The sequence below is a fragment of the Massilia sp. BKSP1R2A-1 genome, assembly GCF_050586525.1.
In the GTDB taxonomy this organism is placed as follows: domain Bacteria; phylum Pseudomonadota; class Gammaproteobacteria; order Burkholderiales; family Burkholderiaceae_D; genus Telluria.
This window is the reverse complement of sequence record NZ_JBOBRE010000019.1, coordinates 1-15,487: the sequence shown is the minus strand read 5'-3', so window position 1 is coordinate 15,487 and position 15,487 is coordinate 1. Positions and strand designations below refer to the sequence as shown.

The following is a 15,487-nucleotide window of genomic DNA, read 5'->3' as shown; positions in this document are numbered from 1 at the left end:
CGCTCCCGCTATCAATTAAAAAGAGGGAGCGATTTCGCTCTCTCGATGTAGGTGGACATGCTATCTAAAAAGCCATCCGCGAACCGAATCGTAGTGCTCTCCAACGCCCGACTATAGAACCCCGATGCTGCCCGAATGGACAGGGGTTTGAGTTTATCATTCAGGAAGGTACCCAGCGCTGGCGCGTCCGCTTCAAACGCCCAGTTCGACACATCGACCGCAAAACGCTGCCCCCGCAATCCGAAAGCGGCGCCAGGCAACCGGGCCTTTTTCGAAATCGGTGTGATTTGAGCACCCAACCCCTGTGGCTCACCCACCTGCTGGCACAGCCATTCAACCATGGGCACACAGATCGTGTTCCCTACAAGTTTCCAACGCGCGCCTGCACGACCAGATGCGCGCACTGCAGGTTCGGTCCATCCTGAAGGGAAGCCGAACATCCGTTCGGCGTCCGTGATCGAGGGCGTCCCAAATTCGCCGGTGGCCGGAACCCAAATTGCTGGCGGAGACGGGATACCCAACGCCGAGCCCCCCTTAATTGTCGGCACGGCGTTCTTCACCCACCCTAGTCCACGTTTGCCTTCGGTCCAGTAAAAGCCATACAAGCTTTCCGGAATAACTGTGCCGACGGTGTCGTCGACATTCGGCTCGACTAATCCGGTTGGGAAGAGTACTTGAGACGGATCGTGGCTGCGCGACAATAAGATAAGGACACGTTCCCGCCGCTGCGGCAAGCCGAAACAGCGGGCGTCCAAAACCCGATATGCCCAGTTGTAGCCAAGCTCCTCGGCCCGGTTGACGATGTGGTTCATCGCAGCGCCTTGCTTCAACCTCAACATATACGACACGTTTTCAAGCACGACCCACTCAGGCTTACGCACGGCTGACTCAATTAGGCGGAACACATGGTCGACGAGTGACGAGCGGGTGCCACGAATGCCAGCCTTCGCGCCCGCCTGGCTCAGGTCCTGGCACGGGAAGCCAGCGGTCAACACGTCGGCATCGTTCACGGACGCAAGCGTCTCCACGTCATCGTACAGAGGAACGCCAGGGAACCGTTCGGCCAACACCGCCTTCGCTACTGGATCGATTTCGCAAAGCCCCACGCACTCCATGTCATGACGCGAGAAAGCGAGCTCAAAACCGCCAATGCCGCTAAATAAGCCAAAGACCTTCATATCAGAACTCCTTGGATAGCAGCACCGAGGACAATGGCTTGGCTAAGCTTGGGCGGCGCGGCATTGCCGATGATCTGCTGCATAGAGCGTCGTCCGGTCATGGCAGGAAATCGGAAATAGTCGGGGCCAAATTGCAACCTGAAAGCCTCATGGGGAGTCAGCGTGCGCCGGCACAACGGATGTACGAAGCGCCCTTGGCCAGTTGAGCCGAAGCCGCCGGTAATTGTCGGTGCCGGCCGGTCCCAGTACATCCGTCCATAGACCGAGACATAGCTGTGAGGCTTGTCGCGGTGGCACGGCGGACGTTCGGCATTTGGCAGGTCATGTAGATCGTTATCGAACAAGTAATTGATGCGCCGCTGGTTTTCCTTTGAGTGCATTGCCGACGAGTTGTAGATCGTTGCTTGATCGTATGCATCCTTCAGGTCATCGATTGCCCATGAAACGGGTCGCGTCTCGCTCGCGCTTGCGGCTAAAGCCGAGCCGATGTCGAGTTCACCGATACGCGAGGCAACGAGGACGAATCGCTTGCGTTTCTGCGGGACTCCGATGCCGATCATCTCGACCAGCGACGAGGTAACGCGATAACCGAGCTCCTTGAGGCCGTCAGCCGTGCGTTGCACTACCTGCCCCTTGTCGTGGATTACGCCGGGAACGTTCTCGACGAGAATGAATTCGGGCTGCAGCAGTTCTGCAAGCCGAACCACGGAAAAGTACAGGTTGTTCTTCGGATCTTGGCGTCGAGTGTGGTTGTTCAGATCACTGTGGCCCTGGCAAGGAGGACCTGCCACCAGCAAATCAACACCGCCGCCGACCGACTCAACAAACGCGAGTTCCTCTTTGGTGAATGGCTCGCCGAAAGCACCGTTAACAACGGTTGTGATATCCGCATGCAAGGCGACGGACGCAGGAAAGTTCAACTTGAATGTGTTGATCGCATCCAGATTGAAATCGAGACCAAATGCATGAACCGGCGTGAGGCCTACAGCACGCAAGGCCTCGTCGACGCCTAGCGAGAAAATGCCACCGCCGCAGAATGCATCTCCTACCTTGATGGTGCGCTCAGACGCGGACAACGCCGGTCGCTCGGGCGAACGCAGCCAATCATATTCGAATTCGGCCGCTCCATAGTTATTTCCCGTACGGCTACGGGAAGGAACAGTTGACCGTATTGCACGACCGTCACGCAACTGCACGGTCCGCACACCTTTTCCGTCATGCCAGCGGTAGCTGATTAGCTCGTCCGATATGCTAGCTTGTTCAATCTTTTGTTGGGAGACGTAGGAAACCCCGCCAGCGCGAGGGGAATCGTCTGATTTTAGTTCTTCAAAAACTGTTTCTAAGGTCATTTTTAATTTCCGCAAGTCGATATTAGACCATCAATTGCCCCCGCTCGCCAGATACGATGTGGCGAGTCGAGAAGAGTTTGGACATTCTTGCTGCCTGCAGTTGCTAGGCAGCATACCTGTATTAATATACAGTATAACTCTTCATTGCCAGGACCTATGCAATTGGCATACATCAAACAGTCTGGTCAGAGTAGGTTTCAATCGTGCAGAGGATTTGCGGACAAGCACTATTGATGGCTGAACGACATAAAAAAACGGCACCCCTAAAGGTGCCGTCTTTGTTAGTTGTTTATGTTGGGGCTACAGCGATCACTCGCCCTCACCGTGATGCTGCTCCGCTGGAGCCGCAGCATTCTGCTGGTCTTCCATCGCCTGCAGTTCGGCAGCCATATTGGCCTTCTCCTGCTGCAGCAGTGCCTGGCGCTCTTCCGCCTCCCACACTTCCTTCTCCTTGCGGGCGCGGTGGAATGCCAGACCGGTACCGCCAGGGATCAGGCGGCCGACGATGACGTTTTCCTTCAGGCCGCGCAGACCGTCGCGCTTGCCCATGATCGCCGCTTCGGTGAGGACGCGGGTGGTTTCCTGGAACGATGCGGCCGAGATGAACGAGTCGGTCGACAGCGATGCCTTGGTAATACCCAGCAGCACGTTTTCGTACTGTGCCGGCAGCTTGTTCAGCGCGTTGACCTTGTCGTTCTCTTCCAGCAGTTCCGAACGCTCGACCTGCTCGCCGACGATGTAGTCGGTGTCGCCTGCGTCGGTGATCTGGACACGACGCAGCATCTGGCGAACGATCACCTCGATGTGCTTGTCGTTGATCTTCACGCCCTGCAGACGGTACACGTCCTGCACTTCGTCAACGATGTAGCGGGCCAGCGCTTCGATACCCAGCAGGCGCAGGATGTCCTGCGGATCGGCCGGACCGTCGACGATCATCTCGCCCTTGTTCACCACCTGGCCGTCGTGCACCAGCACTTGCTTGTCCTTGGTGATCAGGAACTCGTGCTTGTTGCCGTCCATGTCGGTGATTTCCAGGCGCTGCTTGCCCTTGGTCTCTTTACCGAACGCGACGGTACCGGTGACTTCCGCCAGCATGCCCGCGTCTTTCGGCGAACGTGCTTCGAACAGTTCGGCAACGCGCGGCAGACCACCGGTAATGTCACGGGTCTTCTGCGATTCGGTCGGGATACGTGCCAGCACTTCACCCACCGAGACTTGCTGACCGTCCTTCACCATGATCAGCGCGCCGACCTGGAAGCCGATCGTCACGGCGTGCTCGGTGCCGGCGATCTTGACTTCCTGGCCTTCGTCGTTCAGCAGCTTGACCTGCGGACGCAGTACCTTGCCCGAACCACGGCGCTTCGGATCGATCGCGACCAGGGTCGACAGGCCGGTCACTTCGTCCACCTGGCGAGCGACGGTGACGCCCTCTTCCACGTTTTCGAACTTGATCGTACCAGCGTACTCGGTAATGATCGGACGGGTCAGCGGATCCCAGGTCGCCAGGGCGGTACCGGCTTTCACGGTCATGCCATCCTTGACGATCAGGCTCGCGCCGTACGGCACCTTGTGGCGCTCGCGCTCGCGGCCGTGGTCGTCGGTGATCAGGACTTCGCCCGAACGCGAAATCACGATCTGGACGCCCTTGCCGTTGGTGACGTAGCGCATGGTCGAGGTGAAGCGGACGGTGCCGTTCGACTTCGCTTCGACCGACGATGCCACCGCTGCACGCGATGCCGCACCACCGATGTGGAAGGTACGCATGGTCAGCTGGGTACCCGGCTCACCGATCGACTGTGCTGCAACGACGCCAACTGCTTCGCCGCTGTTAACCAGCATGCCGCGGCCGAGGTCGCGACCGTAGCACTTGGCGCACAGGCCGAAGCGGGTGTCGCAGTTCAGCGGGGTGCGGACCTTCACTTCGTCGATGCCGACGCGTTCGATCTCTTCCACCATGTCTTCGTCCAGCAGGGTGCCGGCTTCGTACAGGGTTTCCTGGGTTTCCGGATTCACGACATCGGTACCGGTCACGCGGCCGAGGATACGGTCGCGCAGCGGCTCGATGACTTCACCGCCTTCGACCATCGCCTTCATGTGCGTGCCGTTGCTGGTGCCGCAATCGTCCTCGATCACCACCAGATCCTGGGTCACGTCGACCAGGCGGCGGGTCAGGTAACCCGAGTTCGCGGTCTTCAGTGCCGTATCCGCCAGACCTTTACGAGCGCCGTGGGTCGAGATGAAGTACTGCAGAACGTTCAGGCCTTCGCGGAAGTTCGCGGTAATCGGGGTTTCGATGATCGAACCGTCCGGCTTGGCCATCAGGCCTCGCATACCGGCCAGCTGGCGGATCTGGGCTGCCGAACCACGGGCGCCCGAGTCGGCCATCATGTAAATCGCGTTGAACGATTCCTGGGTGCCTTCGGTGCCGTCACGCTTGGTGACCGGTTCCACTTTCAGCTGGTCCATCATCGCCTTGCCGACTTCGTCCGAGGTCTTGCCCCAGATGTCGACGACCTTGTTGTAACGCTCGCCGGCGGTGACCAGACCCGAAGCGTACTGCTGCTCGATCTGCTTCACTTCCGCTTCGGCGGTCGCGATCATGCCCTTCTTGACGTCCGGGATCAGCATGTCGTCGACGGCGATCGAGATGCCGGCGCGGGTCGCCAGGCGGAAGCCCGACTGCATCAGCTTGTCCGCGAAGACGACGGTCGCACGCAGGCCGCACTTGCGGAACGACGTGTTGATCAGCTTCGAGATTTCCTTCTTCTTCAGGGCGCGGTTCAGCACCGAGAACGGCAGGCCTTTCGGCAGGATCTCGGACAGGATGGCGCGGCCGACGGTGGTCTCGTAGCGGGTCACGGTGCGGTCGAATTCACCCTCGGCGTTCTTCGGGTGCTCGACGATACGCACGGTGATGCGGGTCGCCAGTTCGACTTCCTTGTTGTCGTACGCGCGGATGACTTCCGACACGTCCGGGAACAGCATGCCTTCGCCCTTGGCGTTGATCGCTTCGCGGGTCGCGTAGTACAGACCCAGCACGATATCCTGCGACGGGACGATCGACGGTTCGCCGTTCGACGGGAACAGGATGTTGTTCGAAGCCAGCATCAGGGTGCGGGCTTCCATCTGTGCTTCGATCGACAGCGGGACGTGGACTGCCATCTGGTCACCGTCGAAGTCGGCGTTGAACGCCGCGCAGACCAGCGGGTGCAGCTGGATCGCTTTACCTTCGATCAGGACCGGCTCGAACGCCTGGATACCGAGACGGTGCAGGGTCGGCGCACGGTTCAGCATGACCGGGTGCTCTTTGATGACTTCTTCCAGGATGTCCCAGACCACCGGCTCCTGCACTTCGACCAGCTTCTTGGCGGCCTTGATGGTGGTCGCGAGACCCATCAGTTCCAGCTTGTTGAAGATGAAGGGCTTGAACAGTTCCAGGGCCATCAGCTTCGGCAGGCCGCACTGGTGCAGTTTCAGCTGCGGACCCACCACGATGACCGAACGGCCCGAGTAGTCGACGCGTTTACCCAGCAGGTTCTGACGGAAGCGGCCGCCCTTACCCTTGATCATTTCAGCCAGCGACTTCAGCGGACGCTTGTTGGCGCCGGTCATCGCTTTGCCGCGACGGCCGTTGTCCAGCAGCGAGTCCACTGCTTCCTGCAGCATGCGCTTCTCGTTACGCGTAATGATTTCCGGAGCGCGCAGTTCCATCAGGCGCTTCAGGCGGTTGTTACGGTTGATGACGCGGCGGTACAGGTCGTTCAGGTCGGAGGTCGCGAAACGGCCGCCGTCCAGCGGGACGAGCGGACGCAGCTCCGGCGGCAGGACCGGGAGCACTTCCATGATCATCCACTCGGGCTTGATGCCCGAACGCTGGAACGCCTCGAGCACTTTCAGGCGCTTGGCGTATTTCTTGATCTTGGCTTCGGATTTCGACTCTTTGAGTTCCACGCGCAGGGCTTCGGCATCGCGGTGGATGTCGATCGAGCGCAGCAGTTCACGGATGCCTTCGGCGCCCATGAATGCGGTGAAGTCGTCGCCGTACTCTTCGTACTTGGCGGCGTAGTCGTCTTCCGACATGATCTGGCACTTCTTCAGCGGGGTCATGCCGGGATCGGTCACGACGTATGCTTCGAAGTACAGCACGCGTTCGATATCGCGCAGGGTCATGTCCAGGACCATGCCCAGACGCGACGGCAGCGACTTCAGGAACCAGATGTGGGCGGTCGGCGAGGCCAGCTCGATGTGGCCCATGCGCTCACGGCGCACCTTGGCCAGCGTCACTTCGACGCCGCACTTCTCGCAGATGACGCCGCGGTGCTTCAGGCGCTTGTACTTGCCGCACAGGCATTCGTAATCCTTGATCGGGCCAAAGATCTTGGCGCAGAACAGGCCGTCGCGCTCAGGCTTGAAGGTGCGGTAGTTGATGGTTTCCGGCTTCTTGACTTCGCCGTAGGACCACGAACGGATTTTTTCGGGCGACGCCAGGCCAATCTTGATGGCGTCGAAGCTCTCGTTTTGCTGAACTTGCTTGAATAGATCGAGCAGTGCTTTCATGTATCACTCCAAAGGTGATTGATTCTGTACTAGGTACTACTACCGCCGGCTTCTCACCGATTTTCGCCGGTGCTTGCTGGACCCACTACCCTTGAAAGCGTCATCCCCGCGCAGGCGGGGATCCAAGTGCGCCGGTCAACTCACCGGGCTCAGGCCCCAACCTGCGTCGGGGCGACGATTCAGGGGCAGCAGGCCGGGCCCGAAGGCCGGCGGCCATGCTGGCCTTGCTTAGTTGCGCTCGAGATCGATGTCGATACCCAGCGAACGGATTTCCTTCACCAGCACGTTGAACGATTCCGGCATGCCGGCGTCGATCACGTGGTCGCCCTTGACCAGGTTCTCGTACACCTTGGTACGGCCGTTCACGTCGTCCGACTTGACGGTCAGCATTTCCTGCAGCACGTACGATGCGCCGTACGCTTCCAGTGCCCACACCTCCATCTCACCGAAGCGCTGGCCACCGAACTGGGCTTTACCGCCCAGCGGCTGCTGCGTCACCAGCGAGTACGGGCCGGTCGAACGGGCGTGCATCTTGTCGTCGACCAGGTGGTGCAGCTTCAGCATGTGCATGAAGCCGACGGTGACCTTGCGCTCGAACGCTTCGCCGGTGCGGCCGTCGAACATGGCGACCTGGTTCTTGGACGGGGTCATGCCCAGGTGGGCGGCGATGTCGTCCGGGAACGCCAGGTCCAGCATGCGGCGGATGTCGTCTTCGTGGGCGCCATCGAACACCGGGGTCGCGAACGGCACGCCGTTCTTGAGGTTGTGCGCCAGGCTCAGGATTTCTTCATCGCTGAAGCTGTCCAGGTCTTCCTTGCGGCCGGTTTCGTTGTAGATCTTGCCCAGGAAGGTGCGCAGGTCTGCAGCCTTCGCTTGCGCAGCCAGCATTTCGCCGATGCGCCAGCCCAGGCCCTTCGCTGCCCAGCCGAGGTGGGTTTCCAGGATCTGACCGACGTTCATACGCGACGGAACGCCCAGCGGGTTCAGCACGACGTCTGCCGGACGGCCATCGGCCATGAACGGCATGTCTTCGACCGGGACGATACGCGAGACCACACCCTTGTTACCGTGGCGGCCTGCCATCTTGTCGCCCGACTGCAGGCGGCGCTTGACGGCCAGGTAGACCTTGACCATCTTCTGCACGCCAGGCTGCAGCTCGTCGCCTTGCGTCAGCTTCTTGCGCTTCTCTTCGAAGGCCAGGTCGAACTGGTGGCGCTTCTCGTTGATCGATTCCTTGATCGCTTCCAGCGCGTTCGCGGTGTCGTCGTCGGCCGGACGGATGTCGAACCAGTGGAACTTGTCCAGGTCCGCCAGGTAGTCGGCGGTGATCGCGGCACCCTTCGCCAGCTTCTTCGGACCGCCGTTGACGACTTTACCGATCAGCATGCGCTCCAGACGCTGGAAGGCGTCGCCTTCCACGATACGCATCTGGTCGTTCAGGTCCAGGCGGTAGCGCTTCAGCTCGTCGTCGATGATCTGCTGGGCGCGCTTGTCGCGCTGGATGCCTTCGCGGGTGAACACCTGCACGTCGATGACGGTGCCGACCATGCCCGAAGGCACGCGCAGCGAGGTGTCTTTCACGTCCGAGGCCTTTTCGCCGAAGATCGCGCGCAGCAGCTTCTCTTCCGGGGTCAGCTGGGTCTCGCCCTTCGGGGTGACCTTACCGACCAGCACGTCGCCGGCTTGCACTTCGGCGCCGATGTACACGATGCCCGATTCGTCCAGGCGCGCCAGCTGGTTCTCGGCCAGGTTCGAGATGTCGCGGGTGATTTCTTCCGCGCCCAGCTTGGTGTCGCGTGCGACAACCGACAGCTCTTCGATGTGGATCGAGGTGTAGCGGTCGTCCTTGACCACGTTTTCCGAGATCAGGATCGAGTCTTCGAAGTTCAGGCCGTTCCACGGCATGAAGGCCACCAGCATGTTCTGGCCCAGTGCCAGTTCGCCCAGGTCGGTCGATGCGCCGTCGGCGATCACGTCGCCACGGGCGACGCGGTCACCAACCTGCACGATCGGACGCTGGTTGATGTTGGTGTTCTGGTTCGAACGGGTGTACTTGATCAGGTTGTAGATGTCGACACCGACTTCGCCGGCCTGTGCTTCGTCATCGTTCACACGAATCACGACACGGCCCGCGTCGATGTAGTCCACCACGCCGCCGCGCAGGGCCTGCACGGTGGTGCCCGAGTCGACCGCCACGGTGCGCTCGATGCCGGTACCGACGACCGCTTTTTCCGGACGCAGGCAAGGCACGGCCTGGCGCTGCATGTTGGCGCCCATCAGTGCACGGTTCGCGTCATCGTGCTCGAGGAACGGAATCAGCGAAGCTGCAACCGACACGATCTGGCCCGGGGCCACGTCCATGTACTGGATGCGTTCCGGCGAGACCAGGATGGTTTCGCCTGCTTCACGTGCCGACACCAGTTCGTCGACCAGCTGGCCTTCTTCGTTGATGGCAGCATTCGCCTGGGCGATGATGTAGCGGCCTTCTTCGATCGCCGACAGGTACTCGATCTTGTCGGTGACCTTCGAACCGTCGACCTTGCGGTACGGAGTTTCCAGGAAGCCGTATTCGTTCAGGCGGGCGTACAGTGCCAGCGAGTTGATCAGGCCGATGTTCGGGCCTTCAGGCGTTTCGATCGGGCACACGCGGCCGTAGTGGGTCGGGTGCACGTCGCGCACCTCGAAGCCTGCACGTTCGCGGGTCAGGCCGCCCGGGCCCAGTGCCGAGACGCGGCGCTTGTGGGTGACTTCCGACAGCGGGTTGGTCTGGTCCATGAACTGCGACAGCTGCGACGAACCGAAGAATTCGCGGATCGCGGCCGAGATCGGCTTGCTGTTGATCAGGTCGTGCGGCATCAGGTTGTCCGCTTCGGCCTGGCCGAGGCGTTCCTTGACAGCGCGTTCCACGCGCACCAGGCCGGCGCGGAACTGGTTCTCAGCCAGTTCGCCGACGCAACGCACGCGGCGGTTGCCCAGGTGATCGATGTCGTCGACTTCGCCGCGGCCATTGCGCAGCTCGACCAGGATCTTGATCACGGCCAGGATGTCGTCGTTCGACAGGGTCATGTCGCCCACGAGTTCGTCACGGCCGATGCGGCGGTTGAACTTCATGCGGCCGACAGCCGACAGGTCATAGCGTTCCGGGCTGTAGAACAGGCCGTTGAACAGCGCTTCGACCGATTCTTCGGTCGGCGGTTCGCCAGGACGCATCATGCGGTAGATCGCCACGCGTGCGGCGGTCTGGTCGGCGGTGTCGTCGGTGCGCAGGGTCTGCGAGATGTAGCCGCCCTGGTCCAGGTCGTTGGTGTACAGGGTCTGGATCGCCGACACATTGGCGTCGCGCAGCTTGCCCAGCAGCTCTTCGGTCAGCTCGTCGTTGGCCACGGCGATGATCTCGCCGGTATCCTGGTCGACGATGTTCTTGGCCAGCACGCGGCCCAGCAGGTAGTCTTCCGGCACCGAGATCGACTTGATGCCGGCCGATTCGATGTCGCGGACGTGCTTGGCGTTGATGCGCTTGTCCTTGGTGACGATGGTCTTGCCCGACTTCGGATCGACGATGTCGAAGCGCGCGACTTCGCCGCGCAGGCGTTCGGACACGAACTCCAGCTCGCCGCCTTCATCGCGGAGATTGAAATTGTCGAAGACGAAGAAGTTCGCCAGGATCTGTTCCGGCGTCATGCCGATGGCCTTCAGCAGGATCGTCACCGGCATCTTGCGGCGGCGGTCGACGCGGAAGAACAGGATGTCCTTCGGGTCGAACTCGAAGTCCAGCCACGAGCCGCGGTAAGGAATGATACGTGCCGAGAACAGCAGCTTGCCCGACGAGTGGGTCTTGCCGCGGTCGTGTTCGAAGAACACGCCCGGCGAGCGGTGCAGCTGCGAGACGATGACGCGCTCGGTACCGTTGATGACGAACGAACCGTTCGTGGTCATCAGCGGCAGTTCGCCCATGTACACTTCCTGCTCTTTCATTTCCTTCACGACCGGCTTGGTCGGCGATTCCTTGTCCAGGATCACCAGACGCACCTTGGCGCGCAGCGGCGACGCGAAGGTCAGGCCACGCTGCTGGCACTCTTTCACGTCAAACGCGGGGTCGCCCAGCACATAGGACAGGAACTCGAGGCGCGCAAAACCGTTGTGCGACACGATCGGGAAGATGGAGCTGAAGGCGGACTGCAGGCCTTCGTTCTTGCGCACGGAGGGAACGGCGTCCGCTTGCAGGAAATTCTCGTAGGATTCGAGCTGGGTAGCCAGAAGATAGGGAACGTTGTGAACGTTGGCGCGCTTCGCGAACGACTTGCGAATGCGCTTCTTCTCAGTAAATGAGTAGTGCATGGACACTCCGTGAGTGACAGAAAGGATGAGAATTCAGGAATTGCCAGTGGTGGTCGCACCACACGCAAGGCCTGAAGCCTCTGCTTTCCCGCCAGGTGATTAAGACAGCCGTACTGCTGTGTTACGATATTTCTGACCGCTGATGCTGCTGGTGCTGCTCTTTACTGCTGTGTTGCTTATCGGCACCTGATGCAAACGTTTGCTGCAGGGACGACAAAAGAGCCAAAGCCGCATCCCCTCCCTTTCGGCAGGTTCCGCAAGCTTTGACTCCCGCGCTGGGCACCCTCGATGAGTGCCCAATGCATATGTATTACTTCAGCTCGGCCTTGGCGCCAGCTTCTTCCAGCTTCTTCTTGGCGGCTTCAGCGTCAGCTTTCGGCAGGGCTTCTTTCACGGTCTTCGGTGCGCCGTCGACCAGGTCCTTGGCTTCTTTCAGGCCCAGACCGGTGATTTCACGGACTGCCTTGATGACGCCGACCTTGTTCGCGCCGACTTCCGACAGAACAACGTTGAACTCGGTCTGCTCTTCAGCAGCAGCTGCGCCGCCAGCTGCGCCGCCAGCTGCCGGTGCTGCCATTGCAGCTGCCGACACGCCGAACTTCTCTTCGAAAGCCTTGACCAGGTCGTTCAGTTCCATGACCGACATTGCGCCAACTGCGTCCAGGAACTCTTCTTTGCTAATTGCCATTTGAAACTCCAAATATTGTGTGTGTGTAGTACAGGTTTGGTTCTACTTGAACAAAAAGTCGCGAAGCGATTACGCTTCGGCGGCTTCCGCTGCCGGAGCAGCCGAGCCTTCGCCTTTTTGTGCTGCGACTGCAGCCAGAACTCGTGCGAAGCCCGACACCGGTGCCTGCATGACGCCCAGCAGCTGGGCGATGAGGACTTCACGGCTCGGGATGCTTGCCAGCGCGGTCACGCCAGCAACATCCAGTTGCTTACCGGCGTAGTTACCAGCTTTCACGACCAGCTTGTCGTTGGTTTTAGCGAAGTCATTGATGACTTTAGCTGCTGCAACGGCGTCGTCCGAGATCGAGTAGATCAGCGGACCGGTCATGGAATCTGCCAGCGAAGCGAACTGCGTGCCTTCGACCGAGCGACGAGCCAGCGTGTTCTTCAGAACACGCAGGTAGACGCCCTGGGCACGTGCAGCTGCACGGAGTTTGGTCAAGTGAGCAACCTGGATGCCACGGTACTCAGCCACGACGATGGTCTGCGCGGTTGCAACTTTCGCGCTCACCTCTTCGACGACGGCCTTTTTGTCATTCAGATTAAGACCCACGGTCAATCTCCTTAAATGATGCGAACAACATGTTCACATCGGTTCGAACACGGCGTCCGAAGTTAAGAAGTCAATCTAACGCGGATGAACTCACGCAGCGTGGACTACAAAACTTGTTCGGGTCACCATCTGCGTTGGGTGGTCTATTAACCTCCAGCTTAATCAGAGGGGACAGAGCGCTTCGCGGTCTTTCCCCTGGTTGACGCTTTCGGCCCAACGGTCTTTGATTGCCTGCCGGAGCGATGATTTGCCCCGACAGCCCAAAGATGCGCCTCGCGATGCTCCGCGAGGACTTAATGCTTTAAAACTTAAGCAGCGATCGAAGCGTGGTCGACGCGGACGCCGGCGCCCATGGTCGACGACAGGGCGACCTTGCGCAGGTACACGCCCTTCGAGGTTGCCGGCTTGGCCTTGTTCAGGGCATCCAGCAGTGCTGCCAGGTTGGTCTTGAGCTGCTCGTCCGAGAACGACTTGCGACCGATGGTGGCGTGGATGATGCCTGCCTTGTCGGTACGGTACTGGACCTGACCGGCCTTGGCGTTCTTGACGGCTTCAGCGACGTTCGGGGTCACGGTGCCGACCTTCGGGTTCGGCATCAGGCCGCGCGGGCCCAGGATCTGACCCAGGGTACCGACGATACGCATGGTGTCCGGCGAAGCGATCACGATGTCGAACGGCATGTTGCCGGCCTTGACCATGTCGGCCAGGTCTTCCATACCGACGATGTCGGCGCCGGCTGCCTTGGCAGCTTCAGCCTTGTCGCCCGAAGCGAAGACAGCGACGCGCACGGTCTTGCCGGTGCCTGCTGGCAGGACGACCGAACCGCGGACAACCTGGTCCGACTTCTTCGGGTCCACGCCGAGCTGGATCGACACGTCGATCGATTCGTTGAACTTGGCGGTTGCGAATTCCTTGATGATCGACACTGCGTTGTCGAACGCGTAGACCTTGTTACGGTCCACTTTTTCTTTCATTGCTTTGACGCGCTTGGACAGCTTAGCCATTACACACCCTCCACCGTGATGCCCATCGAACGTGCCGAGCCGGCGATGATACGCACTGCTGCGTCCATGTCGGCAGCGGTCAGGTCCGGCTGCTTGGTTTTTGCGATTTCTTCAGCCTGGGCACGGGTCAGCGAGCCAACCTTGTCGGTATGTGGCTTCGGCGAACCCTTGGTGATGCCAGCGGCTTTCTTGATCAGGTAGGTTGCCGGCGGGGTCTTCATCACGAAGGTGAAGGACTTGTCCGCGAAGGCGGTGATCACGACAGGAATCGGCATGCCCGGCTCGAAGCCTTGGGTCTGGGCGTTGAACGCCTTGCAGAATTCCATGATGTTCAGACCGCGCTGGCCCAGTGCCGGACCGATCGGTGGGGATGGGTTTGCCTTACCAGCCGGGACTTGCAGCTTGATAAAGCCAATAATTTTCTTTGCCATGAATGGCTCCTAGATTGGCATTGAGTAGTAGCGCCCCACCACTACTACTCTGGCGGGGCTCCTCTTACCGGATTCCGCCTTGCTGCTGCGAACGCTCCGATTACGGCGTTTTAGACTTTCTCTACTTGCCCGAACTCCAGTTCCACCGGAGTTGCGCGGCCAAAGATGGTGACAGAGACACGCACCTTCGATTTTTCGTAGTTGACTTCCTCGACGTTGCCGTTGAAGTCGGTGAACGGGCCTTCCTTGATGCGCACCTGCTCGCCCACTTCGTACAGCACTTTTGGACGGGGCTTTTCGACGCCTTCCTGGACCTGCTGCATGATCTTGTCGATCTCGCGCGCCGGGATCGGCGTCGGCTTGTTCGACTTGCCGCCGATGAAGCCGGTGACCTTCGAGGTGTTCTTCACCAGGTGCCAGGTCTCGTCGGTCATTTCCATCTCAACCAGGACATAGCCCGGGAAGAAACGACGCTCGGAGACGGCTTTGGTGCCATTGCGCATTTCGACGACTTCCTCGGTCGGAACCAGGATGCGGCCGAACTGTTCCGACATGCCCGCGCGCTCGATGCGCTCGGTCAGGGCGCGCATGACGCTCTTTTCCATGCCGGAGTAGACGTGGACGACGTACCAGCGCTTGTTGCTGACCGGGACACTCACGGGAGCCGCACCAGCGTCTTGCGCCGGGTCTTGGCCCGGCGCATTGTCTTGCACGTTTTCGCTCATCAGTTTTTCCATCCCAGGACCAGGTCGTACAATACGAACTCCAACACCTTATCCGTGCCCCACAGGAAAATCGCCGTCACAACCACGAAGGCAAACACGATGCCGGTGATCTGGGTGGCTTCCTTGCGGGTTGGCCAAACAACTTTCTTGGTCTCGCGCACCGACTCCTTGGCGAAGTTCAGGAAATCACGACCGGTAGTGGAAGTCCACAAAAGCAGGACAGCAAAAACTAAACCAGCCACGAGGGCGCCGGTGGCGACCAAGGCTGGTTTGTTTTGGCCTTTCAGGTAAAAGAACCCGACAACGCCTGCAATCGTGGCAACTACCGCCAGTGCGACCTTGAACTTGTCATTCGAGGTGCTGACAGTTTGCACGGATTGATTGGACATCTTCTTTTCTTTCGATGCTTGCGCACCAGAATTCGGTGGCAGGGGCGGAGGGAATCGAACCCGCGACCTTCGGTTTTGGAGACCGACGCTCTGCCAATTGAGCTACACCCCTACGAAAACTTCTCGCTGAATCCAGCATTATACATGGTACGCGCGCACCAGACAATGCTGTTCGAGGGAAGCGTTGCTCCGCTTCCCTCTTGCATCACTTATTAGGCGATGATCTTGGCAACC

At 59.9% G+C, this 15,487-nt stretch carries 10 protein-coding genes and 1 tRNA gene; all 11 read right to left on the bottom strand.

From position 1 onward, the window contains the following. Nucleotides 1-11 precede the first annotated feature (11 nt). On the bottom strand, nt 12-1,178 hold the full coding sequence (locus tag ACQ7JA_RS22890) for a DNA cytosine methyltransferase (protein ID WP_430902012.1): 1,167 nt from the start codon (nt 1,176-1,178) through the stop codon (nt 12-14). Then, a complete protein-coding gene (locus ACQ7JA_RS22885) occupies nt 1,175-2,527 on the bottom strand; it encodes a DNA cytosine methyltransferase (RefSeq protein WP_430902011.1) in 1,353 nt (450 codons plus the stop codon). Before ACQ7JA_RS22885 ends, ACQ7JA_RS22890 begins: the two co-directional genes overlap by 4 nt. A 309-nt stretch (nt 2,528-2,836) precedes the next feature. Further along, nucleotides 2,837-7,084: a DNA-directed RNA polymerase subunit beta' gene (rpoC, locus tag ACQ7JA_RS22880; RefSeq protein WP_430902010.1), complete on the bottom strand. Its 4,248-nt coding sequence runs from the start codon at nt 7,082-7,084 to the stop codon at nt 2,837-2,839. A 228-nt stretch (nt 7,085-7,312) separates the two neighbouring features. Further along, nucleotides 7,313-11,422 carry a DNA-directed RNA polymerase subunit beta gene (gene rpoB, locus ACQ7JA_RS22875; RefSeq protein WP_430902009.1) on the bottom strand — a complete coding sequence of 1,370 codons (4,110 nt, stop codon included), beginning with the start codon at nt 11,420-11,422 and terminating at the stop codon, nt 7,313-7,315. Nucleotides 11,423-11,732: 310 nt separating this feature from the next. Next, a complete protein-coding gene (rplL, locus tag ACQ7JA_RS22870) occupies nt 11,733-12,110 on the bottom strand; it encodes a 50S ribosomal protein L7/L12 (protein ID WP_211518321.1) in 378 nt (125 codons plus the stop codon). A 69-nt stretch (nt 12,111-12,179) separates the two neighbouring features. Further along, nucleotides 12,180-12,704 (bottom strand): 50S ribosomal protein L10, encoded by a 525-nt coding sequence (gene rplJ / locus ACQ7JA_RS22865; protein ID WP_258826530.1) that lies wholly within the window; start codon nt 12,702-12,704, stop codon nt 12,180-12,182. Nucleotides 12,705-13,012: 308 nt separating this feature from the next. Further along, the gene (gene rplA, locus ACQ7JA_RS22860) at nt 13,013-13,708 is read right to left on the bottom strand and encodes a 50S ribosomal protein L1 (RefSeq protein WP_430902008.1); all 696 of its coding nucleotides are present in this window, start codon (nt 13,706-13,708) and stop codon (nt 13,013-13,015) included. Then, nucleotides 13,708-14,139, bottom strand: a complete 432-nt coding sequence (gene rplK, locus ACQ7JA_RS22855) for a 50S ribosomal protein L11 (protein WP_211526658.1) — start codon at nt 14,137-14,139, stop codon at nt 13,708-13,710. The genes rplA and rplK overlap by 1 nt, the downstream gene beginning before the upstream one ends. A 110-nt stretch (nt 14,140-14,249) precedes the next feature. Beyond that, a complete protein-coding gene (gene nusG / locus ACQ7JA_RS22850) occupies nt 14,250-14,864 on the bottom strand; it encodes a transcription termination/antitermination protein NusG (RefSeq protein ID WP_258826532.1) in 615 nt (204 codons plus the stop codon). Next, nucleotides 14,864-15,253 carry a preprotein translocase subunit SecE gene (secE, locus tag ACQ7JA_RS22845; RefSeq protein WP_258826533.1) on the bottom strand — a complete coding sequence of 130 codons (390 nt, stop codon included), beginning with the start codon at nt 15,251-15,253 and terminating at the stop codon, nt 14,864-14,866. The genes nusG and secE overlap by 1 nt, the downstream gene beginning before the upstream one ends. 36 nt (nt 15,254-15,289) lie before the next feature. Then, nucleotides 15,290-15,365, bottom strand: a tRNA-Trp gene (locus ACQ7JA_RS22840). Nucleotides 15,366-15,487 lie beyond the last annotated feature (122 nt).

What these genes read in the sequence shown, in the direction of transcription:
- ACQ7JA_RS22890 (WP_430902012.1), bottom strand. Translation starts at nt 1,178, where the DNA reads ATGAAGGTCTTTGGCTTATTTAGCGGCATTGGCGGTTTTGAGCTCGCT.
- ACQ7JA_RS22885 (WP_430902011.1), bottom strand. Translation starts at nt 2,527, where the DNA reads ATGACCTTAGAAACAGTTTTTGAAGAACTAAAATCAGACGATTCCCCT.
- rpoC (WP_430902010.1), bottom strand. Translation starts at nt 7,084, where the DNA reads ATGAAAGCACTGCTCGATCTATTCAAGCAAGTTCAGCAAAACGAGAGC.
- rpoB (WP_430902009.1), bottom strand. Translation starts at nt 11,422, where the DNA reads ATGCACTACTCATTTACTGAGAAGAAGCGCATTCGCAAGTCGTTCGCG.
- rplL (WP_211518321.1), bottom strand. Translation starts at nt 12,110, where the DNA reads ATGGCAATTAGCAAAGAAGAGTTCCTGGACGCAGTTGGCGCAATGTCG.
- rplA (WP_430902008.1), bottom strand. Translation starts at nt 13,708, where the DNA reads ATGGCTAAGCTGTCCAAGCGCGTCAAAGCAATGAAAGAAAAAGTGGAC.
- rplK (WP_211526658.1), bottom strand. Translation starts at nt 14,139, where the DNA reads ATGGCAAAGAAAATTATTGGCTTTATCAAGCTGCAAGTCCCGGCTGGT.
- nusG (WP_258826532.1), bottom strand. Translation starts at nt 14,864, where the DNA reads ATGAGCGAAAACGTGCAAGACAATGCGCCGGGCCAAGACCCGGCGCAA.
- secE (WP_258826533.1), bottom strand. Translation starts at nt 15,253, where the DNA reads ATGTCCAATCAATCCGTGCAAACTGTCAGCACCTCGAATGACAAGTTC.